Annotated in this window: 30 protein-coding genes; 12 read left to right on the top strand and 18 right to left on the bottom strand. The window is 35.4% G+C overall.

Features of this window, described 5'->3' with window-relative positions:
* Nucleotides 1–3: 3 nt before the first annotated feature.
* Nucleotides 4–1,167 carry an efflux RND transporter periplasmic adaptor subunit gene (locus B0A80_RS12935; RefSeq protein ID WP_089077534.1) on the bottom strand — a complete coding sequence of 388 codons (1,164 nt, stop codon included), beginning with the start codon at nt 1,165–1,167 and terminating at the stop codon, nt 4–6.
* Nucleotides 1,168–1,434: 267 nt separating this feature from the next.
* Between B0A80_RS12935 and B0A80_RS12930 the strand changes: the two genes are divergently transcribed.
* Genes B0A80_RS12930 through B0A80_RS12920 form a run of 3 tightly spaced genes read left to right on the top strand, consistent with a single transcriptional unit; the run spans nt 1,435 to nt 3,527 of the window.
* Nucleotides 1,435–2,484, top strand: a complete 1,050-nt coding sequence (locus tag B0A80_RS12930) for a sensor histidine kinase (protein ID WP_089077533.1) — start codon at nt 1,435–1,437, stop codon at nt 2,482–2,484.
* A complete protein-coding gene (locus B0A80_RS12925) occupies nt 2,481–3,215 on the top strand; it encodes a LytR/AlgR family response regulator transcription factor (protein WP_017495651.1) in 735 nt (244 codons plus the stop codon). Before B0A80_RS12930 ends, B0A80_RS12925 begins: the two co-directional genes overlap by 4 nt.
* Nucleotides 3,216–3,233: 18 nt before the next feature.
* A complete protein-coding gene (locus B0A80_RS12920; protein WP_017495650.1) occupies nt 3,234–3,527 on the top strand; it encodes a DUF3861 domain-containing protein in 294 nt (97 codons plus the stop codon).
* Between the two features lie 116 nt (nt 3,528–3,643).
* Here B0A80_RS12920 and B0A80_RS12915 read toward each other — a convergent pair whose 3' ends face one another.
* Both B0A80_RS12915 and B0A80_RS12910 read right to left on the bottom strand, forming a co-directional pair.
* Nucleotides 3,644–3,907: a DUF2024 family protein gene (locus B0A80_RS12915; RefSeq protein ID WP_017495649.1), complete on the bottom strand. Its 264-nt coding sequence runs from the start codon at nt 3,905–3,907 to the stop codon at nt 3,644–3,646.
* 37 nt (nt 3,908–3,944) lie between these two features.
* Entirely contained in the window at nt 3,945–4,178 is a 234-nt protein-coding gene (locus B0A80_RS12910; protein WP_089077532.1) for a thioredoxin family protein, read from the bottom strand.
* 182 nt (nt 4,179–4,360) lie between these two features.
* Here B0A80_RS12910 and B0A80_RS12905 point away from each other — a divergent pair, with 182 nt between their 5' ends.
* A complete protein-coding gene (locus tag B0A80_RS12905) occupies nt 4,361–5,092 on the top strand; it encodes a YggS family pyridoxal phosphate-dependent enzyme (protein WP_089077531.1) in 732 nt (243 codons plus the stop codon).
* Between the two features lie 30 nt (nt 5,093–5,122).
* Nucleotides 5,123–5,857 (top strand): AAA family ATPase, encoded by a 735-nt coding sequence (locus B0A80_RS12900; protein WP_089077530.1) that lies wholly within the window; start codon nt 5,123–5,125, stop codon nt 5,855–5,857.
* Nucleotides 5,858–5,909: 52 nt separating this feature from the next.
* On the opposite strand, the gene B0A80_RS12895 is transcribed toward B0A80_RS12900, so the two are convergent.
* The 4 genes from B0A80_RS12895 to B0A80_RS12880 all read right to left on the bottom strand — a co-directional run bounded on the left by B0A80_RS12895 (nt 5,910) and on the right by B0A80_RS12880 (nt 7,869).
* Entirely contained in the window at nt 5,910–6,524 is a 615-nt protein-coding gene (locus tag B0A80_RS12895; protein WP_070908286.1) for a thioredoxin family protein, read from the bottom strand.
* Nucleotides 6,525–6,527: 3 nt separating this feature from the next.
* On the bottom strand, nt 6,528–7,001 hold the full coding sequence (locus B0A80_RS12890) for a TlpA family protein disulfide reductase (protein WP_089077529.1): 474 nt from the start codon (nt 6,999–7,001) through the stop codon (nt 6,528–6,530).
* A 90-nt stretch (nt 7,002–7,091) separates the two neighbouring features.
* Nucleotides 7,092–7,490: an LIM domain-containing protein gene (locus B0A80_RS12885; protein WP_233430743.1), complete on the bottom strand. Its 399-nt coding sequence runs from the start codon at nt 7,488–7,490 to the stop codon at nt 7,092–7,094.
* A gap of 61 nt (nt 7,491–7,551) precedes the next feature.
* Complete coding sequence (locus tag B0A80_RS12880; protein WP_089077527.1) at nt 7,552–7,869, bottom strand: winged helix-turn-helix transcriptional regulator; 318 nt, start codon at nt 7,867–7,869, stop codon at nt 7,552–7,554.
* A 164-nt stretch (nt 7,870–8,033) separates the two neighbouring features.
* Here B0A80_RS12880 and B0A80_RS12875 point away from each other — a divergent pair, with 164 nt between their 5' ends.
* Nucleotides 8,034–8,951: a DsbA family protein gene (locus B0A80_RS12875; protein ID WP_089077526.1), complete on the top strand. Its 918-nt coding sequence runs from the start codon at nt 8,034–8,036 to the stop codon at nt 8,949–8,951.
* Between the two features lie 516 nt (nt 8,952–9,467).
* Nucleotides 9,468–9,737 carry a hypothetical protein gene (locus B0A80_RS12870; protein WP_070908282.1) on the top strand — a complete coding sequence of 90 codons (270 nt, stop codon included), beginning with the start codon at nt 9,468–9,470 and terminating at the stop codon, nt 9,735–9,737.
* 125 nt (nt 9,738–9,862) lie between these two features.
* Here the strand turns inward: B0A80_RS12870 and B0A80_RS12865 are convergent, their stop codons facing one another.
* Nucleotides 9,863–10,237 (bottom strand): SpoIIAA family protein, encoded by a 375-nt coding sequence (locus B0A80_RS12865; protein ID WP_089077525.1) that lies wholly within the window; start codon nt 10,235–10,237, stop codon nt 9,863–9,865.
* Nucleotides 10,238–10,566: 329 nt separating this feature from the next.
* Between B0A80_RS12865 and B0A80_RS12860 the strand changes: the two genes are divergently transcribed.
* The 5 genes from B0A80_RS12860 to B0A80_RS12840 all read left to right on the top strand — a co-directional run bounded on the left by B0A80_RS12860 (nt 10,567) and on the right by B0A80_RS12840 (nt 13,948).
* Nucleotides 10,567–10,941: a YdeI/OmpD-associated family protein gene (locus B0A80_RS12860; RefSeq protein ID WP_089077524.1), complete on the top strand. Its 375-nt coding sequence runs from the start codon at nt 10,567–10,569 to the stop codon at nt 10,939–10,941.
* A 470-nt stretch (nt 10,942–11,411) separates the two neighbouring features.
* A complete protein-coding gene (locus B0A80_RS12855; RefSeq protein WP_089077523.1) occupies nt 11,412–11,861 on the top strand; it encodes a YhcH/YjgK/YiaL family protein in 450 nt (149 codons plus the stop codon).
* A 43-nt stretch (nt 11,862–11,904) separates the two neighbouring features.
* Nucleotides 11,905–12,717 (top strand): SDR family oxidoreductase, encoded by an 813-nt coding sequence (locus B0A80_RS12850; protein ID WP_070908280.1) that lies wholly within the window; start codon nt 11,905–11,907, stop codon nt 12,715–12,717.
* A gap of 125 nt (nt 12,718–12,842) precedes the next feature.
* On the top strand, nt 12,843–13,403 hold the full coding sequence (locus tag B0A80_RS12845) for a DUF2911 domain-containing protein (RefSeq protein WP_089077522.1): 561 nt from the start codon (nt 12,843–12,845) through the stop codon (nt 13,401–13,403).
* Between the two features lie 212 nt (nt 13,404–13,615).
* Complete coding sequence (locus B0A80_RS12840; RefSeq protein ID WP_070908279.1) at nt 13,616–13,948, top strand: YegP family protein; 333 nt, start codon at nt 13,616–13,618, stop codon at nt 13,946–13,948.
* A 62-nt stretch (nt 13,949–14,010) separates the two neighbouring features.
* Here the strand turns inward: B0A80_RS12840 and B0A80_RS12835 are convergent, their stop codons facing one another.
* The 10 genes from B0A80_RS12835 to B0A80_RS12790 all read right to left on the bottom strand — a co-directional run.
* Nucleotides 14,011–14,397 carry a helix-turn-helix domain-containing protein gene (locus B0A80_RS12835; RefSeq protein WP_017495631.1) on the bottom strand — a complete coding sequence of 129 codons (387 nt, stop codon included), beginning with the start codon at nt 14,395–14,397 and terminating at the stop codon, nt 14,011–14,013.
* Nucleotides 14,398–14,620: 223 nt separating this feature from the next.
* Nucleotides 14,621–15,034 carry a hypothetical protein gene (locus tag B0A80_RS12830; RefSeq protein ID WP_070908278.1) on the bottom strand — a complete coding sequence of 138 codons (414 nt, stop codon included), beginning with the start codon at nt 15,032–15,034 and terminating at the stop codon, nt 14,621–14,623.
* A 351-nt stretch (nt 15,035–15,385) separates the two neighbouring features.
* Nucleotides 15,386–16,288: a carbohydrate kinase family protein gene (locus B0A80_RS12825; protein ID WP_089077521.1), complete on the bottom strand. Its 903-nt coding sequence runs from the start codon at nt 16,286–16,288 to the stop codon at nt 15,386–15,388.
* 334 nt (nt 16,289–16,622) lie between these two features.
* Nucleotides 16,623–16,799, bottom strand: coding sequence for a histone H1-like protein Hc1 (locus B0A80_RS12820; RefSeq protein ID WP_017495627.1), 177 nt, complete (start codon nt 16,797–16,799; stop codon nt 16,623–16,625).
* Between the two features lie 446 nt (nt 16,800–17,245).
* A complete protein-coding gene (locus B0A80_RS21125) occupies nt 17,246–17,680 on the bottom strand; it encodes a YcxB family protein (RefSeq protein WP_165769252.1) in 435 nt (144 codons plus the stop codon).
* A gap of 303 nt (nt 17,681–17,983) precedes the next feature.
* A complete protein-coding gene (locus B0A80_RS12810) occupies nt 17,984–18,730 on the bottom strand; it encodes a rhamnogalacturonan acetylesterase (RefSeq protein ID WP_089077519.1) in 747 nt (248 codons plus the stop codon).
* 73 nt (nt 18,731–18,803) lie between these two features.
* A complete protein-coding gene (locus B0A80_RS12805; protein ID WP_089077518.1) occupies nt 18,804–20,153 on the bottom strand; it encodes a glycoside hydrolase family 28 protein in 1,350 nt (449 codons plus the stop codon).
* A gap of 222 nt (nt 20,154–20,375) precedes the next feature.
* Entirely contained in the window at nt 20,376–22,385 is a 2,010-nt protein-coding gene (gene pelA, locus B0A80_RS12800) for a pectate lyase (RefSeq protein ID WP_089077517.1), read from the bottom strand.
* Nucleotides 22,386–22,458: 73 nt separating this feature from the next.
* Nucleotides 22,459–23,679 (bottom strand): glycoside hydrolase family 88/105 protein, encoded by a 1,221-nt coding sequence (locus B0A80_RS12795; protein WP_089077516.1) that lies wholly within the window; start codon nt 23,677–23,679, stop codon nt 22,459–22,461.
* A gap of 22 nt (nt 23,680–23,701) precedes the next feature.
* The coding region (locus tag B0A80_RS12790) for a glycoside hydrolase family 88/105 protein (RefSeq protein ID WP_317048186.1) at nt 23,702–24,949 on the bottom strand (1,248 nt) is incomplete at its 5' end.

Genomic DNA, 24,949 nt, shown 5'->3' with positions numbered 1-24,949 from the left:
TTTTTATTTTAAATCCGCGTAAACCGTTTCTGCACTTTGATTCTGAGCTTTAATTTCAGTTCCGTCTTTAAGTGCTGCCACACCCTCCAAAACAATTTGGTCTCCGCTCTGCAAACCGCTTTTTACGACATAATAATTTCCTGCAGTATTTTCTAAAACCGTAATATTGGCATTTTTAGTTTTTCCGTCTTTTCCAACTACTACGGTAAACAATTTATCCTGAAGTTCAAAAGTGGCGCTTTGAGGAACAATAATCGCTTGATTCACTTCGTTTGGAATTCTCACTGTAGTACTGTTTCCGCTTCTGATGATGCTTTTTGTATTGGGGAAACGTGCTCTGAAAGTAACGGACCCCGTCTCGGTATTGATTAATCCGTTTACGGTTTCAATACGTCCTTTTTCACCGTAAGCTGTACCATCTGAAAGAAGCAGAGAAACAGCAGGCATCTTTTTAATTTTTTCTGCCAGTGCAATTCCGGAATCTGTATTCTGAGTAAAACTTAGAAGTTTTTTTTCATTCACTGCAAAATAAGCATATACATTTCCGATGCTTGAAACCGTCGTTAAAGGATCTGCGGTATTAGAACTCACTAAACTTCCCAAACGAAACGGAATAGAACCCACGACACCGTCAACAGGACTGGTTACTGTTGTATATCCCAAGTTTGTCTTGGCATTTACCAGACTGGCATTGGCCTGCGCCAGTGTTGCTAAAGCCGATTCATAAGTATATTGTGCCGATTCTAAATCGTATTTACTGATGATTCCTTTTTCGACCAACGGCTTTACTTTATTGACTGCCAGTTTAGCCGCACTTAAATTAGCCTGAGCACTTTTGATACTTGCAGCGGCTGCGCGAACTTCCTGCTCATATTCCGGAGCACTAATTTTAAACAATGGCTGTCCGGCCCTAACCACAGCACCTTCATCAACAAAAATCTTATCAATATACCCTTCTACCCGCGGACGAATTTCTATATTTTGCTGTCCCTGAATGCTGGCGGGATAATCTGTATATAAAGTTGCCGATTTAGGTTCTAAAGTCAGCGTTTTATATTCTTTAACTTGTGGTGCACCTCCGGCCTGAGCCGCTTTATCATTTTTGTTTCCACACGAAGTGATCACAATAGATGCTGCTAGAATACTTAAAAAAGATTGCTTCTTCATTTTTATGGATTGTATGATTATCTATTTATTAAGGAACAAAAGAACTGAAATAGAACACACAAAATTTTTACAATAGACGAAAAGCCCCCTGCAATCGATAAAGATTAGATGAGAACCGATGGAAGATGTTCCCTGATAAATAAGTATTTTTGTAATAGCCTCGTCGACTCTAAAATGGTTTTTACGGGTTGTAAATCTATTTTGAGCGATTGGTTTTATATACTGTTCAAATAAAATGTAATATTGTCCTTAAAATCACAACTTACAATGACACCCAATTTTTTTAAACCGTTTATGTCTACCGGATTACACATCCTGGCCTGGGTATTATTAGGATATATGCAACTGTTTTATATTCCGCTTACCTGGAATATAGCACTTCCCCATATATTCTGGATTTGGCAAACCATTGTTTTGCTTTTCATGCTTGCGATTTTTTACTATAATGCCAAGGTAATTGTTCCAAAAACCATCATTAAAGACAAAATTGGCCCTTTCTTGTTATGGATTCTATTGATTATTTTCATCATGCAGTTGGCATCCTATTTTTACAACCTCAACACCGATTTACATAACAAACTGGCTGCACTTATCCGATTCAAACGATACCGAAACACCTATTTCGATAACTATATTTTTAGTCTCACCTTACTGGTTCTGGCCATCAGTACCAGTTATGCCATGTTGCTGCATTGGCAAAGAGCCGCTCAGCACAAACAAAAGCTGGAGCAGGACAAAACGATGACCGAACTGGCTATGCTGAAAGCACAAATCAATCCGCATTTCTTTTTTAATTCGCTTAACAGCATTTACTCCCTTACGTATACCAATATTGAAGATTCCCGTAATGCGCTTCATACTTTAAGCCGAATGATGCGATACCTGCTTTACAGCACTGAAGGCGAAAGAACAACCTTATTGAAAGAGGTGGCTTTTATGAAGGACTTTATTGCTTTAATGAAGCTTCGAGCCAACAGTAAACTGACTATTACCGGCGATATTCCGGAAAAAATTCAGGATTATCCGATTGTACCGATGCTCTTACTGCCGTTAGTCGAAAATGCCTTTAAACATGGCGTGCATGCTACGGACAAAAGCGAGATTCATTTTGCGCTGAAACAAAACGGAACGCTGCTTGAATTTGAGGTAGAAAACACTTTTTTCGAAAAAACAACTCCAACAGAACAGGGCGGAATTGGCTTAACCAATACCAAACGCCGATTACACCTCATCTATCCTGACAAACACAGTTTAACGGCCGGTATTGATCCAAACGGAAAATATAAAGTAAACCTGCAAATAACTTTAGAACAATGATTGTATTAAAATGTATCGCAGTAGACGACGAACCGCTAGCCTTAAAATTGGTGGAAACTTTTATAGAACAAACTCCTTTTTTACAGTTGGTTCAAAGTTGCGATAATGCTATTGAAGCTATGAGTCTGATACGGGAACAACAACCCGACATTATTTTTCTGGACATCAATATGCCGAATTTAAGCGGTATGGAACTTGCCCGCCTTTTACAGGAACAGCAGGGAACATTACCTAAAATAATTTTCACCACAGCCTACAATCATTACGCTATTGAAGGTTATCGGGTCAACGCTGTTGATTATCTTTTAAAACCCTTTAGTTATGAAGAGTTTTTAAGAGCCGCCGGCAAAGTTTTGCAATTAACAGAAGAGGCCTCCGGTCAATTTCAGTCCATTACAGCAGATGATGATGATTTTATTTTTCTGAAAGTAGAATATCAGTGGGTTCGAATTTCATTAAAAGACATCTTGTATATCGAAAGTCTCAAAGATTATGTGAAAGTACATCTTGAAAATTCCCCAAAAGGATTAATGTCTTTGATTTCTTTAAAAGCGCTCGAAGAAAAACTACCCTCCCTAAAATTTATGCGAATCAACCGCTCCTTTATTGTTGCACTGGACAAAATAAACTCCATCAGTAAAAATTCAATATTCATTAATAAAACCGAGATCACGGTTGGTGAACAATACAAAGAAACCTTTAAAACCATTGTAGACAAATGGTTGAAATAAAATTAAAAAAATAATATCATGCAAAAAAGATCAAACAAATATTACCTGACTTTAAGCTTAAAAGAATACGCAAACGGCGAAACGGAACCCGCAAAAGAACTTGGAATAGAATTCGACAATCATGATGAAATATTTGATATCATCGAAAAAATAAAGGCTAAAAACCTGTTTGAAAATCCACACGAAGCCACCCAATTTGCACTTGGTCTCAAATTGTTCAGCGAAATAAAACTGAAACACCGCAACAACCCTCTTTTTGAAGAATTAAATGAAGTCTTTCCGGTTTTCATGAAAAAACTAAAAAGTTTATAATTATAAGCTGCTCTCTACGTAATTTATTTTAACACATAGAAACATAGACTCTGTATCTATAAAAAAGGCTGAAACAACAACGTTTCAGCCTTTTTTATACAAAACAAAAGAATCAGTTAATTACAGTTCTCCATTTCGATAATCGAAAATCCCTGTTTAAGAATCTGACTTTGCACAGTCTCAGGAGCCTTGTCAATATGACAAAATTTGCATTCTTTTGAGGTCAGCGGTTGCCCTTCCTGTGCTACTGTTTTAAGATACCTTTTGCCATATTCAAAAATCTGATTTTCATCAACAGTACGTTCGTCAACCAGAATATCAAAATGCATTACTGTTCCATCTTTTCGGGTTACATAGGTATCCCACACTGCTATTTTCATACGATTTACATTTTACATTTTACCTCTCACAGTGAATCTATCCAATTACATCTGCTATAGAAGCGCCAAAATTAATATGAAGCACATTTCCGTTTGGCGTTACCAAAGCCGGAACCGATTGCAATCCTGCTTTTTGAGCTTCTGCAATTCTGGATTTATCGACACCCAGATCGACAACTTCAACCTCAGCAGGGTTAATTAAACTTAAAATATCCTGTTCTGCACTAATACAAACCGGACAGCCGGCATGATAAAAAATTGATTTACTCATTTTAATTTGTTTTAAATTTGACTTTATTGTCAGTACAAAATTACTTCGATTCAGGATCTGCTAAATAATCCAGTTTTTTCATTTATAGTCCTAATCTGGTCCAGTTTACCTCCAATCTGGACTATTACTTATACTAAAAACTGGATCTTTTAAGTACGTCTGTTTACCGGTAATTTTGCCTCATGAAAGAAGATATTATTTTCAATTTAAAACAGGTTCATCAACGCATTGAGAATGCCTGTAAAAGTTCTGGCAGAAATGTATCAGATGTGAAACTATTACTGGCGACTAAAACCGTTTCTGCAGCAGACATTCAAATTGCGATCGATGCCGGAGAAACACTCATTGGCGAAAATAAAATGCAGGAACTCCGTGATAAAAATCCGGCACTAAAAGATTTAAAAATCGAACGCCATTTTATTGGCCATCTTCAAACCAATAAAGTCAAAGACGTTCTTAAGTACGTCACTTGTATTCAATCTCTCGACAGACTAAGTTTGGCCAATGAATTGGACAGGCAATTACAAAAAGAAGGACGAACACTGGAGGTTTTTATACAAGTAAACACTTCATTTGAAGAAAGTAAATTCGGACTGCCTCCAACAGAAGTACTTTCATTTATTCAAAAGATAAAACGTTACGAAACTCTTAAGATTAAAGGACTAATGACTATTGGATTGCTGGATGTCGAAAAAGAAAAAATGCGTCCGTCATTGCATTTGCTTCGAAAAACAAGAGATGAAATTTACGCAGCTAAAATTGAAGGGATCAATAATTTACAACTTTCAATGGGAATGTCACAAGACTTAGAACTGGCCATTGCCGAAGGTTCGAATCTGATCCGAATTGGAACTTCAATTTTTGGAAACCGCTTTTTAGGAAAAGAAATCTGGAACGAAAATATTGCAGAATAAAGTCTAATTTTGCACCAAATAAAATCACAAATGAATCTGCACGAACTTGTTGTAAACGATACTGAAAAAATAGCACTGGAAGATTTGCTTTTTAGCACAGAGAATAAAACGGTATTAATTCAGACGATAAAAGAACATAAATATATCGAAGAATTAAAAAAATACAATCTCAAAGTAGATAACAAAATACTACTGCACGGGCATTCCGGCTGTGGCAAAACCACTACTGCAAAAGCCATTGCAAACGCTTTAAACAAGAACATTGTTATTGTGAATCTCAGTACCATAATTGATGCTAAAATTGGAGAAACTTCTAAAAATGTAAAAGTGTTGTTTGATAAAGCAATTCGTGAAAAAGCGGTTTTATTTCTCGACGAATTTGATCAGATTGGTAAAAGCCGTGACAGTCAGGACAAAGATGTGGCTGAAATGAAACGTCTGGTAAATACGATCATTCAACTGATTGATTATCTTCCGGCAGACAGTTTACTTATTTGTGCGACCAATTATTACGAAAGTATTGATACAGCTTTGCTGAGAAGATTTCAAATCAAATTAAAATTTGAAATGCCCGATGATTCACAACTGAATGCCTATTATGATAAACTGCTTGCTGATTTTCCGATTCATCTTCAGGAAATTAATCGCAAGTATGCTATTTCTTATGCTGAAGCCAAAGACTACATTCATACTACAATGAAAAAGCAAATTATTGCCGAACTGGAATTTCAGGAACAACAGAGACTAACGGAGATCATAGCATAAAAAAATGCCTCATCACTGAGGCATTTTCTATGACATTGAATTTCTTAAAAAATTAAGCTTTCGCTTTTCTTTTTACCGTACAGCCGATTTCTTTGGTTTGTGTAACGGCAGGTTTTTTATTGCTTTTTAATGCTGCGATCACCTCTTCAGCATACTTTGTTTTTTCGGTTTTAGTTCCTTCCGGGTCACTATCAATTGCTCCTACATATTCTACCACATTTCCTTTATCGGTTTTAGAAACGATAAAAAGATGTGGTGTACGTTTCGCCCCATATTGATCGGTAACTTTTTGTCCGGCATCAAATAAATAAGGGAACGGATATTTTTTATCTTTTGCCAATTCCTGCATTTTCTCAAAAGAATCCGCCTTAGAAGCTTCAGGATCATTTGGATTAATGGCAATTACCGGGTAACCCTGGGCTTTGAACTTTTTATCCAATTCAATTATTCTTTGCTCGTACGCTACCGCATAAGGGCACGTATTACAGGTAAAAACAACGATGTATCCTTTTGCTTTTGGAAAACTGGCAAAGGAAACTTCTTTTCCGTCTACGTTTTTCAATTTAAAATCCGGAGCCGTTTCGCCGGCTTTAAGGGTGGTGCTCTGAGCCTGAGAAAGCAGCAGATTAAACAAAAACAAAGTCACAGCAGTAATAAACTTATTCATAATTTACAGTTTTTTATATTCGGTTAATAATTGTTCGTAGGTAAATTCAGATTCAATAAATTTTCTTTTATCCTCTTTAATAAATAAGGTTGCCGGAATGCTTCCCGACCAGTCTTTATCAATGCGGTCTATATATTCCTGCGGATTGCTTTCGTTTAACAGAAAAACTTCGTTCTTCAGGTTTTTTCTTTTCACAAACGGAACTACAGCTGAGTTTAACTTAGATTTAAAATCGACACTTACCAATAAAACCGCTAATTTATCTGATTTATGATCCGCCTTTAACTTTTCAAAATGTGGCAGCTCTTTAATACAGGGTGCGCACCAGGTAGCCCAGAAATTAACAACATAAGTACTGTCTTTGCCGTTCTTAATTCTTTCGTTCAGCTGATCGATGTTTAACAGCTTTACATTCTGACTATAACCGCTTACGGAGAAAGCAAATACAACAAAAATTATTAATACATTGATTTTCATACCTGTTCGTGCTGTTTTTAGTTTTTGCCTTACAAATATAAACGAATGCCAATTTGCTTTTTGTTAATAAAAGTTTAATGCGAAATAAATTTAATTTGTTATTACGATATTGATGTCGTTAACAAACAAGATCGCTTCCATATTACTCATATTCGTCATCGATAAAACGCCACTCTTGTTCTCATTTATAGCGTTTATTCTAAAACAATATTCATCCCCATCCTTATCCATCAGCGTTACAAATTCGAGTGTATCATCTGAATTATTCTGACAGCTGTTTGAAATAGTATATCGATACATTACTTTAAACGTGTTTTTATCGTAATTGAAAACTTTTCCGTCTGCCGTAAAAACCCACCTTGTATTTCGATTGGCATCGGCGTACCAGGTTCCGACAATTTTTTTAGAGGAAGGATCTTTACTTTGACTGTACCCTGTTATTACAGTCATTTGAAACAACAACACCAAAAATAATAATAGCTTTTTCATCGTTTATATCATTTAATTGTTTTATTCTAAACAGCAATCAAAATTATCCAAACTTACTATTTTACACTCTTGAGAAAATCTCCAACTGTTTAAAAACCGGAACTAATGATGCTCCTTTTTCAGAAAGATGGTATTCGATATGTAAAGGTTTTAAACGAACTACTTTTTTGTCCAAAATTCCAAAATCTTCCAGTTCCCGAAGTGCCGTTGCAACAGATTGTTTGTTCGCTCCTTTAAGTTCTCTTAAAAGTCCGTTGAAACGCAAAGGACCATTAACGGCTAGTAAAAAGATTTGCGATTTCCACTTGCCCGAAAGCAATTTTAAAAGCCCTTCTGCCGGACATTCATTCTCCGTTTCTGATGTATTTGCTGTAGTCATATTTTTTAGACTAATTGACTTGTGATTAAAGATGGACGAACTTTACAGTAAAATTATAAAATTTAAACCGAAGCGTAAATCTAAAACAGTTATTTATGAAAAGACTGTCGCTATTATTAATTCTGATCTGCAGTACAAACTGTCAATCACAAATAAATTCAAAAATGAGTACAGACAAAACAAATCCATTATTGTGTGATCCTGAAACGGGAACCTGTGAAATGCCAATTCAGGAAAAAGCAAATGAAACTTCCATCATTCCAACTACAGATAAACCGATAAAAATTATTTATTACACTGATCCTATCTGTTCTTCCTGTTGGGGAATTGAACCTCAGTTAAGAAAACTAAAACTCGAATACGGCAATTATATCGATATTGATTACAGAATGGGCGGTTTACTTCCGGATTGGTCTTACAATAGTGGCGGGATCAGTAAACCGTCAGATGTCGCTCATCACTGGGAAGAAGCAAGTTTGTACTATGAAATGCCTATTGATGGAAATGTATGGCTCGAAGACCCGCTGGATTCTTCCTATCCATCTTGTATTGCGATGAAAGCAGCGCAAATTCAGAGTAAAGATAAAGCAGTAAAGTTTATGCGGATTCTTAGGGAGAAATTGTATCTCGAAAAGAAGAATATTGCGAAATGGGAAAACATTTCTGAAGCGGCCGAACTTTCCGGTTTAGATACCAAAAAATTAAAATGGGATTACGAAGGAGAAGCAAAAGTACTTTTTCAGGAAGATCTGAACTATGCCAGAAGTCTTGGCGTACGAGGCTTCCCTACTTTGTTTTTCTCTGATGGGAATCAAAATCAATTAACCGTTTATGGTTCTAAGCCTTATGCCTCTTATGAAAATGCAATATTAGCACTGTTTCCTGACGCTAAAAAGAAAAGAATAGCAAATGAGCATCCTTTAGCTCTATTTGAAATTTATCCTACTCTTACACCAAAAGAGTATGCCGTTATTCTGGATATTTCTTATGCCGAAGCCCATACAATTCTGGAGCAATTATTTGAAAAAGGAGAACTAAATAAAAAGTCAGTAAAAAACGGTGTTCTGTATGGTAAAAAATAGTCACTTTAAAAACCAATTGTTCAATTAATCAATAAAATTGCCAGTAGCCGCTAAGCAGTAAAACTTAGCGGTTTTTTCTATAAAGGGTTATTTGTACTAAAATTGTGTAACAAAAGAGGAAAACTATGTAATATCAGTACACTTAAATAGAGTAATTTTAAATCAACAATTTTGTTCTGTAAAAACGAATACTAAAAATTTATGCCATACAAAGAGCATAATTTAAATCATTTGATTATTTGCATTTACAACAACTTGTATCAAACTGACCATAATGTGAAAAGGATCTTATAAATGGAACGTAAACCATTTCTTAGAATTATAAAATTTTGCTAAATAAGTAACATGGTAACAATTTGGCAGGATTTTCGCTTGTTTTTAGAGCGTATGCTCAACTAAGTGTTTTTTTGCATTGTTACGTCAGAAAATAAAAATGAAATAATAAAAACAAAACTGATTGTTAAGGACCATCAGAATGAATAACAAAAAAGTTTAATTAAATAAATAAGTATAATCATGGAAAAATTGAATTTTATAGATCCACTATTACACGGAATTACTCCAAAACCAGCCTCTAAGTTTTCTGTAAAAAATTTGATTTTTGCAGGTGTAGGAACTCTTGTAGCAGGTGCTATTTTGAAAAAAGCGGGACAAGATAAAACTGCTGCCGTTGTTGGAAGCCTGGCTATTCCTCTATTGGCTACAGCTTGCTACAAACAAGTTTCAAAAACCAATAAAGCTAAAAGAGATCTTAACGTAAGCAGCGGTATCGAATACAATCATTAGATTTCGTCTGTTTCAGATCTATTTCGAAATCTCTCACAAATAGTTTAGTCTCGAATTCATGGATTTTGCTTAGTCTCATCTGGCAATACTTCATGAATTCGGGGCTTTTTTTTATCTGATAAAAACTAATGAATATTGATATTTCCTTCCACCCAGTTTAATGCTTTATTGAAAGATTCTTTTTTAAAGCCAAGAAAATCGCCGGGAATGACAGAACCAAACCCATTAGTAAAAGAAATAATCTCTTCCGAATCTATAATTATTGCGGCTCTGTTCCATTTTCCAAGATGTTTTAAACCAAGCAAGGCATCTTGCAGCCATACCTCTGAAGTAGAAGCCTCAGTGTCTGTATCCAAAACCAATAAAAAATTGATTTCGTTAGTTTGTTTTACCAAATGTTCCACTGCGGGGATCACGACACTTAGAAAATCTTCATTTGTTACCACTGCCAATGCCCGAAAAGCGACAATATTGTCTGTTGTATCAATTTGATGTATCATAGCATTTATATTTTAAATTGTTATTAATCCTGATCTCTATATCTTTTTCACCTGTCCATTAGAAGAGCTTTCCGTCACTAATCATAACACACTTTAAATCGTATCACTTCTAATTGTTTTAAATTTCATTAAAGCTAAGAACTACTAAGTTACAAATTTACAAAGGTTTACACTCATTAAACAATTTCTATTTTTTTAAACCTTTGAAAATAGTACTCCCATTTCATTCGCAAACATACCGTTTCCAAAACACGATTAGAATCCTTAAAACTTTACACATTTTACCATTAAATTTCATTAAATTTATGTCCGCACTCAATTCTAAACTCATGGAAACAAAAGATGGAAGAATAGCACTTTATGCCAAAACCCGAAAAGAATGGCGCGATTGGCTACAGGAAAACTGTCAGATCGAAAAATCAGTCTGGTTGATTTTATACCACAAAAAAAGTAAAACAGAAAGTGTAAATCTTATCGAAGCTACAGAAGAAGCACTCTGTTTTGGGTGGATTGACAGTTTGTGCAAGAAACGGGATCCTGAAAGTTATTATTTGACATTTACCCCACGAAATGCCAAAAAAAGCAAATGGAGCCAACCCAATAAAGAGCGGGCAGAAAGAATGATTGCAGAAGGTTTAATGACAGAATACGGTCAGCTTTCGATTGATCTCGCCAAGCAAAATGGCAAATGGGAATCAGTTTAAAGAACTTTAATGACTGTCTTTCCATAATGTTGTCAAACTACAAAATTTTTACATTTTTACTATCATTTTCTTAGTGGTAAATGCAATTTGATTTGTAGTTTTAGGCTTCAAAGAGTACTACTGTTTACATCCATTTCGGTAAGTAGTTTTGGCGGAAGCGACAGGAACTTGTCCAATAAAAACCACTCAATACAAAAACAAGAAATTAAAAATCAGAATATTAAATCCTTTTACATCAAGTATAAATACAAATATTCCAGTCTCAAAAACACTTGTATTTAGACGAACTGACAGTCCAAAAACGAGCTTTTGACAAGTACTGCCATCAAACTAAAACAAACCAATAACAAACTAATAACCAGTGTTTTAAAACAAAACATATCAAGTAAAAAATAAATCATAAATAAAATCCGAATGCATTCATTCGGTAATCAATGCAGAAACTTAAAATACCTAAAAACCAAATAAAAATGATTGTAGATTCCTTACAAAACCCAGCCAGATACTACAGCCTGCATCCTAATTTTAAAAAAGCATTTGATTACGTAAACCAAAACGACATCAGTACTCTTGAAGAAGGAGCCTTTGAAATTGGCGAGGGCTTAAAAGTAATTGTAATTGTTGGCGAGGGCACCACTAAAGAAGAAAGTATAAAAGGGTTTGAATGTCACGATAAAAATATCGACATCCAAATTCCGATCAAAGGGCCGGAAACTTTTGCCTGGAAACCCAGAGAAAAATGCATTAGTCCGAACGGAGAATACAGTGACGAACGCGATGTTCGTTTCTTTTACGACAAACCGGATATGTTTTTCGAATTACAGGAAAAGCAGTTTACAATTCTATTTCCCGAAGATGTTCACTCGGCAATGATAAGCGAAAGTCCACTTAAAAAAATTGTTATTAAAGTCAAAGTTTAAAATCGGAATACCATTCAAAACACTATCAATCACAAAATTTTACATGGATTCAATATTTAATCTAAAAGGAAAAATTGCCTTAATTACTGGTGGTGCCGGTGTACTGGGAAGTAACTTTGCTAACGTTCTGGCCGAACAGGGTGTTATTACCGGAATCATTTCCCAGTCTATTGAAAAAGCCAATACAACCGTAGCTGCAATAGAGAGCAATGGTGGAAAAGCTTTTGCCATTCAGGCGAATGTTTTAAACAAAGAAGAACTGGAAAAAGCCAAAGATTTTATCGTAAAAAAATACGGTCGTCTCGATATTCTAATCAATGCTGCAGGAGGAAACATGCCCGGAGCTACCATCAGCCCGGATCAGGCCATCTACGACCTTCAAACCGAAGACTTACAAAAAGTAATCGATCTGAATATTATTGGAACTATGCTGCCTTCACAAGTATTTTCGGAACTTTTTGCTCAACAAAAACAGGGAAACATCATTAACATCTCATCGGCAGCCGCACAACGTCCTCTGACAAGGGTGGTAGGATATGCCGCTTCTAAAGCAGCAATCGACAATTTCACACAATGGATGGCAGTAGAGCTGGCTACTAAATATGGTGAAGGGATACGTGTCAATGCCATTTCACCGGGTTTTTTCATAGGAGAACAGAACCGCTCTCTCTTACTAACTCCGGAAGGAAAATTAACGCCAAGAGGAGAAAAAATCATCGAACATACTCCAATGGGAAGATTTGGTACTCCCGAAGATATCAACGGAGCACTTTTGTATTTATGCAGCGACCTGTCTAAATTTGTAACAGGAACGATCCTAAAAGTAGACGGAGGATTTGCGGCAGCAAGTATTTAAAACGAAAACAGAACCTTATCAATCCTATCGTATTACCAAATCATTAACAAAAAAAGAAAAAAAACTATATGATTTCTGTTTAGGATTTTCTTACTTTGTGTGAACACTTAAAAACTATTCTAACTATGAAAAAAATTAATTTATTGGTAATTGTCTTATTGACAGCTTTTTCAGTTAATGCACAAGACGTTAAATTTGCTCCTTTGGATGCGAGTCCGGTTGATATTGCGTATTCTCCAAACAAAGCGGTAAAATTCAAGAAAACCGATAATCCGGCTCCGACAGTTAAGGTTATTTATTCAAGACCTTCTGCTAAGGGACGCGCTATTTTTGGTGAATTGATTAAGTTTGGTGAAGTTTGGCGTGTAGGTGCTAATGAAAATACCGAAATCAAATTTTACAAACCGGTTACTATTGGCGGAGTAAATATTCCTGCCGGAACTTACAGTTTATTTGCTATTCCTGAAAAAGACAAATGGACCATCATTATCAATAAAGAAATCGATTTATGGGGTGCTTATGCGTATGACGAAAGTAAGGATATTGCAAGAGTAAGTGTTCCTGTAAAACCAGTATCCAACACAATTGAGGCCTTATCTATTGCTTTTACTACTCAGGGTTCCGTAACGAATTTGGTAATTGGCTGGGACAAAACAACTGTTGAAGTTCCAATCACAATAAAATAATAGTCTGCACAATTAGCGACAGCAATAAAGAGATACCAAATGGTGTCTCTTTTTTTTATGCTTCAACACAAAACAAAAATGGTGAAAAAGAGAAAAATCATTATGATTTAGTGCTCTCTAATTTATTTTTCATCCGGTTATACTTTATACGATGAAGTTTTGTATTTTTATGAATATCAATGAATTTAATTTTTAACTTAATCAAAAAATAGATGGGAAAATTTGTAATTACTAAGAGAGCCAATGGTGAATTTCAATTTAATTTAAAAGCTGGTAATGGGCAAACTATTCTAACAAGTGAAGGTTATACTACCAAAGCGGCCTGCTTAAACGGAATTGAGTCTGTTAAAACAAATTCGCAGGACGACGGAAGATTTGACAGACTGGAATCCAAAAGCGGAAAACCTTATTTCAACTTAAAAGCCAGTAACGGTCAGATTATTGGAGCAAGCGAAATGTATGAAAGTACCAGCGCCCGAGATAACGGAATAGCATCGGTAAAAACAAACGCACCCGAAGCTTCTACAGACGATCAAACTACATAACTGCGGTACAAAATAATAAGAAATGGGGCTACTGAGCCCCATTTCTTTTCCATTTCCTTAGACTAAATCTCTCCGAATTTTTCTTTATAACGACGTAGCTCTTCTTCCGTTTTGCTTAACAATTTCTCTAAAAGCACAATTTTATCTTCATACAAAGCCTTTAACGCTGCACTATTATCCGAATTAATCTGAATACTTCCATTATTGTTTCCTCTCACTTTATTAAAACTATTGAAGTATCTCTGACTGTCAAAACTGATTACATCTTCTACACTAACTTCTAAAATTCTGGCTATTTCAACCAATTTTTCATACGAAAGAATCGTTTTTCCTTTCTCGATTTTACTATATCCTGCCTGTGTAACACCTAACTGATCTGCCATATATTCCTGCGTGTAATTTTTTAGTTCTCTTATGCTTTTTATTTTACTTTTTATCGAAGAGGTCATAATTTTATTTGGGGTATTTTGTATCGCTAAAAACCAACCGCTATTAAACTTATAGTATTACAGCCATACTTCTTTAGTATGCGATCCTACTACTTCAATCGTAGGTTTATGAAGCAGCAGATTTTCATTTTTTCCTGGTGGTAATAATAAAACCATAAAGTATGGCAAGGGCTATAACCAAAAGATCATTTTGGGAAATTTCATCTAATAACATTATTAATTTTTATAGATTTGTTTTCGTTTTCTTCAAAAGTCTGTTAAAATTCAAGTTTAGAAACTCATCGATCTGTTTCCCGATTTCGTGACGGTCTAAAACCTTAATTTTCACTTTAATTTCTTTTTTATATACATCTTTTACAATGACATAATAGTCAAATTCAAAAGTATTATAGAATCTTAAAATGATAAGAACAGCATATACTATAATCGTGGGGCCGATATAATACAAGTCATTTAAATTGGAAAAAAACATACAATAATAAGCCAAAGCGGTAGTCAGAGTAAAAACTCCGTTTTCAAGAAGATAGGTCTTCTTTTTTTTGAGTAAACCAAGTTCTGTAATTTCATTAAAACAGTATTGCCATCGTTTTGAACCATACTGAAACTGAACCTGATCCTGAGTAAGGGTAATGAACATAGTAATTAAAGATTATTAATAAAAGACAAGAAATAATTAGGCTGAATACCAAATTCAGCGATAATTAAAAGTGGTTTATATTCCTAAAAAAGCAACCAATAGCGGTCTCTTTTTTTTGAATAAAACTCTCTTTCGCAATATTACGCATTCTATGTATTTTCTTTCTTACAAACCTCCTTATAGAATATAACTAACTGTTGTAATTAATTCTGAAATGTCAATTTTTACCTATATCCAATGGTGCAGACCGTTGATTTTTCCTCTATTAAATTTCATTTTTCTTCTTAATGTTAAAAACAAAAAAAGCCCTTAATCAGAATTTGTTTAAGGGCTTACTATTTCTTCTTAGAATTAAATTGTCCCAATCAGGAGGCTTTCAATTTTTGAAAGCGGAATCTCGGGATTGGCACCGGGTGACGCAGCAACCAAGGCGCCTACAGCACAAGCAAAATCAATTGCGTCCTGGGGCTTTTTTCCGGTGAGCAATGAAGTAATTAAAGCGGCTAAAAAAGAATCCCCAGCCCCTACTGTATCAACAACTTTTACAGTATAACCGTAATTCTCATACAATTGATTTTCCCAAAGCAATACTGCACCATATTGCCCTCTGGTTACACAAATAGCATTGGTACCCGTTTTCTCTGCAATAAAATAAATATTTTCTTCCAGTGTGGTAAAAGGCGAATGCAGTGCTGCAGAAACTTCTAATAATTCTTCATCATTAAACTTTATAAAACTGGCGGCATACATCAACTGTTCTAAAATCTCATAGGAATAATGAGGCTTTCTTAAATTGACATCAAAAACTTTATAAACATTTGTCTGTAATAATTCTTCCAGAGATTTCCTCGATACCTCATCGCGACAAACTAAACTTCCAAAAATCAAAACATCGGCATTCGCTGTCAAACTTCTGGCAAAATCACTCAAAGCAATCTTGTCCCAGGCCGCCGGGTAATGAATGACATAACTCGCCGACCCTTTCTCGTTCAGGGTCACATGAACCAGACCAGTCGGAAAATCTTCTGACTTGATTATCGCTTCTGCTTCGAGTCCAAGATTTTTTACATGATTAATAATGGTAACACCGTCTTCATCGCTTCCTACACAGCTAATCATTGCAGCATTGCATCCTAACGATTGCATTCGCAGGGCAACGTTTAATGGTGCGCCTCCAATCTTTTTTTCTGCAGCAAAAACATCCCAAAGTACTTCTCCGTAGGCGACTGCCTTTAGACTTTTTCCGTTACTCATTCTAAAAACAATTTTATATTAGCAAGTCTGTTTAACACACGGTAATGTTGATTTTCTTCCAAAAAAGAAGATTATCTAACTCTTTTTACCGATGTGTCTAAAATACAACTATAAAATTAAACTTTGATCGGGGCAATACTAAAAACTGTTGGCTGATTTAAAATAAGAATCAGGAAGATTTGAAAGTTGACACTGTTGTTAAAAAACTTTATCAGTCTTCCATTTTTTGTTAATCCTGAACAACTTTATAATAAAAAATCTTTCTAAAATTTTCCCATAAAAAAACCTCGCTTAAAGTTCATTAAGCGAGGTCTTTTTCTTTCGAAAAAAAATATTATTTTTTAGATTCTTCGATAGAAACTTTTCTAAACTCTTTTAAAAGTTTTTCAATTTCTAAAGTAGATTTACGCGCTCTTGGTCCAGCAGCTTTAACACCTTTTTCAGTTAATGATTCAGCCTCTGCTTTAAATGTTTCAATTTCGGCGTTGATTTTTACTAATAGATCGTTCATGCTTATAATTATTAAATTAAGTCGCAAAAATAGAAGTTTGAATGGGAGTTACAACACATTTGCTGTTAAATTTATCCTCATTTTTAGGTCTCTGACTTAACGATAAATTTACTTTTTTAGTTTTTTGCATTTCATTTTTCACAACAAACTAATAGTCAATATTTTATTTTCCAACCCTGATAACTCCTGCCCTGTAAGGCATTCCGAAGTATTTTCAATAAAATTTCATTTTCCAGCTTCAAAACACATCAAAAAGCTCACTTTTTACTCTTTTTAGCAATTGTAATTCTGCTTTTTTTGACGAAAATCAGTCAAATATGCACCTGATTCGACTCAAAAAGCTTCAAAAATGAAAGTATTTGTCATGCCGGACTCCAAATATGAAAAATGGTTTACTCCCTTATTTCAGCTTTTACTTTTGTTAAAAAAACTGCTGTACAGGTCAATCAAATTCTTTCTACATGGGTGACATTAGCGTCAATAAATGCAATTAATTTTTCTATTTTTTTGCTGCAATTCTCTTTGTTTGAAATTGAAATAATGTAACCATTCTTATCTTTAATATATAACAGAAAATAGTCCTTCGTGAGGATTGCCTTCTCTATCTGGTACCATCTATGAGTAAATCCGCCCAAAGGGGAATGAACCTCTATAAATGAATTCGTAAAACTAAATTTATACTGACGTGAAAAACGATCAAATTTTAATAATTTTCTGAGCAATCGAAAAGTTACTTTGCAAATTGTATTTACTATTGGATAATGAAAAAGTAAAAAAAGGATCACTAAAAACAAGTCTTTTATAATCCATTGAAAAAAATCATTATTACCATTCCAATCTGAATAAACAAAGACCACTAAAGTGACTGCTAAAAAAAACATTACTCTTTTTTTGTACAGATCTTTGAAGTACATCTTATGCAAATTACGTATCTCTGCAATATTCAAATCAAACTCCAATGAAAAAGTAGAGGTGCCCATATGCTGTTACCAGTGTTACTAATTAATAAATAATACATTTTATCCTTCCTCTTCTCTTCTTAAAAAATAGTGAAGAAGTAATAAAGTATGCAGCAAATTTAATTGTAACATTTTTTTTCAAGCACCACAATAAGCCATAAAACTATCATAATAAGACAAATATGAAATTAATTTGTCTATGAGTATCTTTTTTGCCTAAGTCTTTTATTGAATTCCTTTTTTTAATGCAGCCAGGGCGGGATCTATTGCAGCTTTAATTTGATTGATTACAATTTTGGCAATTTCTGTGGCTCCTTTTAATGACAAATGGGTATCATCATTTTTATCTTTATCGTAATAGGCGTTTTCACCGACTTTAAAATGCAAATGCAACAGTTTCGATTTTTCGGGTCCGTAGCTTTGTTCTAATATTTCTGTAAAATATTCAAGATCAATAAAAGGAACTTTAAATTCTTGCGCTACCAGTCTGGTTATTAAAGGATAATCACCGTGTGTGGGTATTAAAACTCCTTTTTCGTTAAAATTACGTCTTGCGATAGAAGTCAATAATACAGGTGTTGCTCCTTTTTCTCTACTCTCTTTTACAAACTTAATCAGGTTATACCGATAACCTGTATGGGGATTTGTATAACGGGTTGAATCTTCGATTTTTTCGTCGTTATGGCCAAACTCTATGAAAACGTAATCTCCTTTTTTGAGTTTTTTATAAATCGAATCCCATCGTTTTTCATTGATAAAACTTTTAGTACTGCGACCGTTTACGGCTTTATTCTCCACCACAATATTTTCGGTAAAGAAAGGCTGTAAAACCTGTGCCCATCCGTGTTCCGGATTGCGTTCGGGATCTTTTATATTAGCCATTGTCGAGTCGCCTATAGTATAAAGTGTTGTTTTTTGAGCAAAGCATGCCATTGAAAACAAACCGATAATTAGCAGATAATATTTAGTCATTTGATTAACATTTAACTCTTTAAAAAAAATCTTAGCAACTCAGAACCTTAGCCCCTCAGAACCTCTAAAAAAACTATTTCGCTGCCGTTGGTACTGTTGCTTTCTCTCCAATAACTACTTCATTAAGCAATACATCTTTCGCATTTTCGCTTGAAATCGCATTTTTTGCCCACTTGATATTGATAGCATTAAAGGAGATGTTACGCACTTTTTTATCCGGAAACCCCTGAATTACAATTCCGGATGCTGTGGCCTTATTGCAGGTAATATTCGAAAATGAAATATTTGAAATCTCAGATTGAAAACCGCTTCCTTCTCCGTGATAATTGGCTGTGATATACAAACAATCCTCGACTTCATCGAGTTTTATATTTCGCACAAAAACATTCCTGATGAAACCGCCTCTGTCAGCATTGGTTTTCAAATAAATGCCTCGTTTTAAATAGCCTGCTGTTTCACAGTTTTCGACGAATACATTCTGAACTCCCGCCGACATTTCGCTCCCAATCACTACTCCATGAAGTCCTTTAAACTTGCAATTTCTAATGACAATATTCTCGCTTGGTGTAGCCGAATTAGCTCTTCCTTCATGATCTCGTCCCGCTTTTATGGCTACATTATCATCGCCATTATCAAAGGTTACATTTTCAATTAAAACATCTTTCGCATACTCGGGATCGATTCCATCGTTATTATGATTCAATGATTTGTAATGTACACCACGCACCGTAATACTTTGCGATTTTAATAAATGCAAACACCAAAAAGGAGAATTTTCAATATGAATATTTTCAACCAAAATGTTTTTACAATTTAAAAACTGAATCATCTGCGGACGCAAAAAGTACCCTTCTCCAAATTTCCTGTCCTCAAAAGGTGCACTATTATGGTTCATTTCACGGCTTCTGTTTTTTCCAGCGCCTTCCTTTGCTTTAAAACTTTTCCAGATTTTACCTCCGTTACCGTCTATCGTTCCTTCTCCTGTTATGGCTATATCCGAACATTGATTAGCATAAATCAACGGGCTGTAATTGTATAACATCGTTCCTTCCCAACTCGTTAAAACCATTGGTAAATAATCTGTGGGAGTATCGCTGAATTTAATTTTTGCCCCTTTTTCTAATTTAAGATTGACATTACTCACAAAATGAATCGGACCATTGATTTTATAAATTCCTTTTGGAACAATGATTGTTCCGCCCTTATTCTTTTTACACAAAGCCATTGCTTTATCAAAGAAAGGTTTGTTATTGGTAATGGAATCCCCCTTTGCTCCCAACTTTACCATATTAATTTGATACGAAGGAATTACGGGAAGCTGAATTCTATTGACAATTGAGTCTATTTTTGCTGACGGAAATTCGGTATACTGAGCCACAGAAATCCATGTGATGAAGAGAAAAATAAAGTATTTAAAATTCATGATTTTTTTTTAGGTTCTGAGGTTCTGAGATGCTAAGATTCTAAGGTTTTTGCTGTTTTTTTTATACTAACCCGTTAAACCTGTATAATCTACCTCATCCTTGTGTCATTTATCGCCCACCGATTGAAACAGGTTTAACCGATTTACGCTGATTTCTTTTTTAACCACATCTAACATTTTACATTTGAAAAAATAATCTGTGTCATCAGCATGCCATTTTTTTTATCTCAAATACCATTGAGGAATTGAATCTTTCAAAATGTTGTCTATCGTATATTTTTCTGCATCTTTCTTCTCAAGCTGATGCGACCATGAAACTCTTTTTGCATTTTGAGCTCCTTCACCTTTACAATTGTATTCGGCATAAAAAGCCGTTTTTTCCGCTTCGGGTTTTGACCAATTTTCCCAGCCTTCCGGTCTGATATGCTTTCCCATGTCACAGTTCATATAAACAGTTTTGGCATAGATACGCCAAGGTCTGCCCAGATAAACTGCTGTTGCTGCCGGCTCTGCTGTGAGTTTGCAATTTTTAAAAACAAATCCAAAAGCGGTTCCTTCAGGTGTTGAAGCAGCAGTAATATAGGAGTTTTTGATACTGTGAATCTCGCAATTCTCAAATAGAGCCGTTGCGCTTCCGAAAATAAAATCGGTTGTTCCTTCGATGTAACTGTCTTTAATGTAGTGTTTGGCTTCTTTTCCGGACAAATAGAGCGTATCCTGATTTCCGAGAATTAAACAGTTTGAAATCTGAACTCTGTTTGCTACAACAGACAGTGCAATGGCCTGACCGTTATCACCTGAAGCATTTTTGATCGTTAAATTGGATGCCGAAAAATCATCGCCTTCCACTAAAAGGGTATAGGTATGAAAAGTGCTGTTTCTTCCGACATTAATTTTAGAGAAGTTATCATCAAAAGTAATGATGGTATTTTCTTTGCTTTCACCAATTAGGTTCACTTGACTATTCCATTCCGGAATACGGATTTTCTCCTTGTAAGTTCCGTTTTTCACAAAAACAGTTACCTTTTCATAAGGAAAAGAAGGGCACGCATTTATGGCATCCTGAATTTTTGTAAAATCTCCCGAACCGTCTAAAGCAACGGTAATCCGGTTACTTTTTTGGGCACCTGAAGATTCTTTAGACGTTATTTTTACTCCGTTTTTTACAGCCCAGGCGGTGTATTTTTTAAGTACTTCTTTGGCTGAATCTGAATACCAGGAATAGCCGTTTCGTCTTTCGGCACCAATTTCCTCTATTGATTTTTTTCGGATTCCGTCACGATCACAAAAGAAGGGTTCATTGGTAGAAAGATCCATAAATCTCGCCCAGATCGGGGCCGCATTTTGCGTTACAATCATTTTTTTATCGATCACTTTTCCGGCATCGTTTAAAACACGCTTTTCTTCCAGGTTGGTGATTTTTGTTTTTTCAAACCAAAGCTTTGCGCTTTGTACTGCTGTTATAATTTCTGGAGAAGGTTTTTCGATCGACATTAAAAGGAATACAATTTTTGCGGATTCAGAACCACTTAACGATGCCAGTTCGAATGCTCTTGCATTTGCAGGTGCTAAAGTAACCTCATCATGTTGTGCGCACCAGGCCGTTAAAGCACCATTCTGTTTGTATTGTGTTTTTAAAATACAATCTATTCCTTTACGGAAAGATTCTTTCGCTTTTTCAACAATTGCTTTAGACGGTTTTATACTAAAATAATCGGTTTCCTCGCTTACCTGACGTATAATGTTCAGGATATTCACCATCGAATCATCATTGTACGTGATGTGCGTGTAATAGCCTTTTTTTAAAGGGTAAAACTGAGGCCATCCCCCATTTTTATATTGGGCTTCCAACAAATAATTCAATCCGTTTAAAAACGATTCTTTGTATCGGTCGTCTTTTACCTGCGCGTACATTTTAGACATGAAAAGCATCTCCTGACACGTTGCTCCATTGTCTGTAGTTGTTTCTGCAGTTGTTTTTTTAAGCTTCAGTAAATCCTTTTTCTGCTCCGCCGTTAATTCATTCTGCATCTGAATGTTCTTGGGCCACCCGCCTATCTCTCTTTGGTAGAGCAGTACATTCTCTGCTATATTTTTGGCTTCATCGGTACTAAACCAGGCTGCATCATTTTTTCGAATGATATCCGGCCAGTTTTTATAGGTGTTCTGTGCCTGAATACCAAAACTCAGAGCCATACCAAAAAGCAACAGAATATTTTTTAACTTAATCATTTTAAAATTTTATTTTGTTATTCTAATCCAATTAAACCAACAGGTTTTAAAAACCTGTCGGGTTAGTTCTATATTATCTGTTTAATTCAACAGCTGCTAGAATAAATGGTCCGGTTGCTTTAGGATCGTTGTCTTTTTTCTTTTCGTTTACATAATAGGTATACGATCCATCACGATATGGATTCCCTCCCAAACCTGCCACCTGACAGGCCTGCGTAAGTGTGATTCCGCCATCAGCATCTACCCTGATCAATTGTTTGGTTAAACCGTCAAAAGCTTTATTGGCCAAACTTTTATATTTTGCAGGCAGATATCCCTTGTTCGCTCCTTTTGCAAAAGCATAAGCAAACATTGACGATCCCGAAGCTTCAAGATAGTTTCCTTCTGCCCCGCCTTTGTCTGTAACCTGATACCATAAACCGGATTTGTCCTGATATTTAGCTAAAGCAACCGAAGCCGTATGCAGGTATTTTACCAGTTCTTTTTGTTTCGGATGGTTTTTAGGGAAATAATCCAAAACATCAACCAATGCCATTACATACCAGCCTAAAGCTCTTGACCAAAAATTCGGAGAGGTTCCGTTATCCTTATTTGCCCAAGGCATTTGTTTGCTCTCATCCCAACCGTGATACAATAAACCTGTTTTTGGATCTGTTGCATGCAATTGAATTAACTCAAATTGTTTCGCAACATCATCAAGACTTTTTCCTCCCTCAAAGGTAACGGTATATTGGGCGTAAAATGGTTCGCCCATGTACAAACCGTCCAACCACATTTGATTCGGATAAATTTGCTTGTGCCAAAATCCACCACTGGCTGTTCTTGGCTGCTCTGTCAACTGCTTGCGCAGTAGCTGAAGCGCTTTTAAATACTTTTCTTCTTTGGTAGTAGCATAAATATCAAACAACAAGCGTCCCGGTACAATTAAGTCAATATTGTACTTGTCCAGTTCATAGGTTTTAATCGTTCCGTCGTTTTGAACAAGAACATCTGCATAGCTTTTTACATAGGCTGCGTATCTCGGATCCGGATTTTTTTTGTTTAGTTCTTCAATTGCATGTAAAACCAATCCATGAACATAATCCCATTTTGCTGTTTTTGAATCATCGATCCTATAACTTTCGGGATGACGTTTCATTAAAGTCAAAGCCATTTTATCAGACCATTTTAAATCCTTTCCGATAACAATTTCTTTGTTTGAAGGTTCCTGCGAAGTCACTTTACAACTCGCAAAGACCATCAGACAAACCAATGTCATTGCTGTAAAATAACCTTTTGTATTCTTATTTCTCATTTATACTTTATTTTAAATTCTACTATTGATCTAATTCTAATGCGCTCAGCAAAAATGCCGCAAGAGCCGGTGAACTATTGTCCTTTGCCTTACTTTTGATATAATATTCATTTGATCCGTCACGAAATGGTTTTCCTCCTAAACCTACATTTGAAGATACCTTTGAAATCACAATATGCCCCTGATCGTCTGTAATCACAAATTCTTTTACGTAGGATTCAAATGACTTTTGCGCTGTCTTTTTATAGACTGGATTCAAATATCCTTTATTTGTTCCTTTTGCTAAAGCATAAATAATCATGGCTGACGATGATGCTTCTAAAAAATTCCCATTCATTTCAGGTTTATCAGCAATCTGATACCATAAACCTGATGTGCTTTTATGCTGTACGGCACTTTTGGCGATTTGATTCAGGTAATCCTTCAGCACTTTGTACTTGGGGTGTGTTTTTGGATAATATTCCAATGTTTCAACCAAAGCCATCATGTACCAGCCTATACCACGTCCCCAGATGGTTGGCGAGGTCCCCGTTTGCAGATTTGCCCAAGCTATTTCTTTACTCTCGTCCCAAGCCTGATAAACCAAGCCTGTATTTTTATCTGTCAAATGATCGTGCACCAATTCAAATTGTTTGGCAATATCGTTCAAAGCTTTCCCATTTTCAAATTTCACCGTGTATTGGGTGTAAAAAGGCTCGGCCATGTACAAACCATCAATCCACATTTGATTGGGATAAATTTGCTTGTGCCAGAATCCGCCACTTGCTGTTCTGGGCTGATGGTCTAACTGATCCCGGAGCTCCTGTAGTACTTCTAAATACCGTTTGTCCTTAGTTTCGTCATAAAGTCCGAACAACAGTTTGCCCGGGTTGGCACAATCAATATTGTACTCGTTCTTATCATACTTAGCGATCTTTCCATTGGCATCAATCAGTTCATCTGCATATTCTTTGATATATTTGAAATATTTTTTATCATTTGTTTTCTGATATAATTTTTCAAAAGCAAACAAAACAAATCCCATTTTATAATCCCATTTAGGCTTTTCAGCGCCGTCAATCTGCCAGGCTTTTGGGTATTTATCTATAATTGTAAGCGCTGTTCTCTGTGACCACTTTAAATTGTCCGGCAAGACGTTATTTTCAGTCGCTTGCGCCATTGTTCTAGTACTGAAAATCAACAGTAAAACAATCAAATTGATTTTTATAAAAGTCCGTTTAAGCATAAAACTAATATTCTGGCAATAGGTCTTTTTTTGCCACAGATTAAA

Origin of the sequence: Flavobacterium tructae (assembly GCF_002217475.1) — a bacterium.
Taxonomy (GTDB): Bacteria; Bacteroidota; Bacteroidia; order Flavobacteriales; family Flavobacteriaceae; genus Flavobacterium; species Flavobacterium tructae.
Note: the sequence above shows the minus strand (reverse complement) of the source record. Positions and strands in the feature narration are given on the sequence as shown.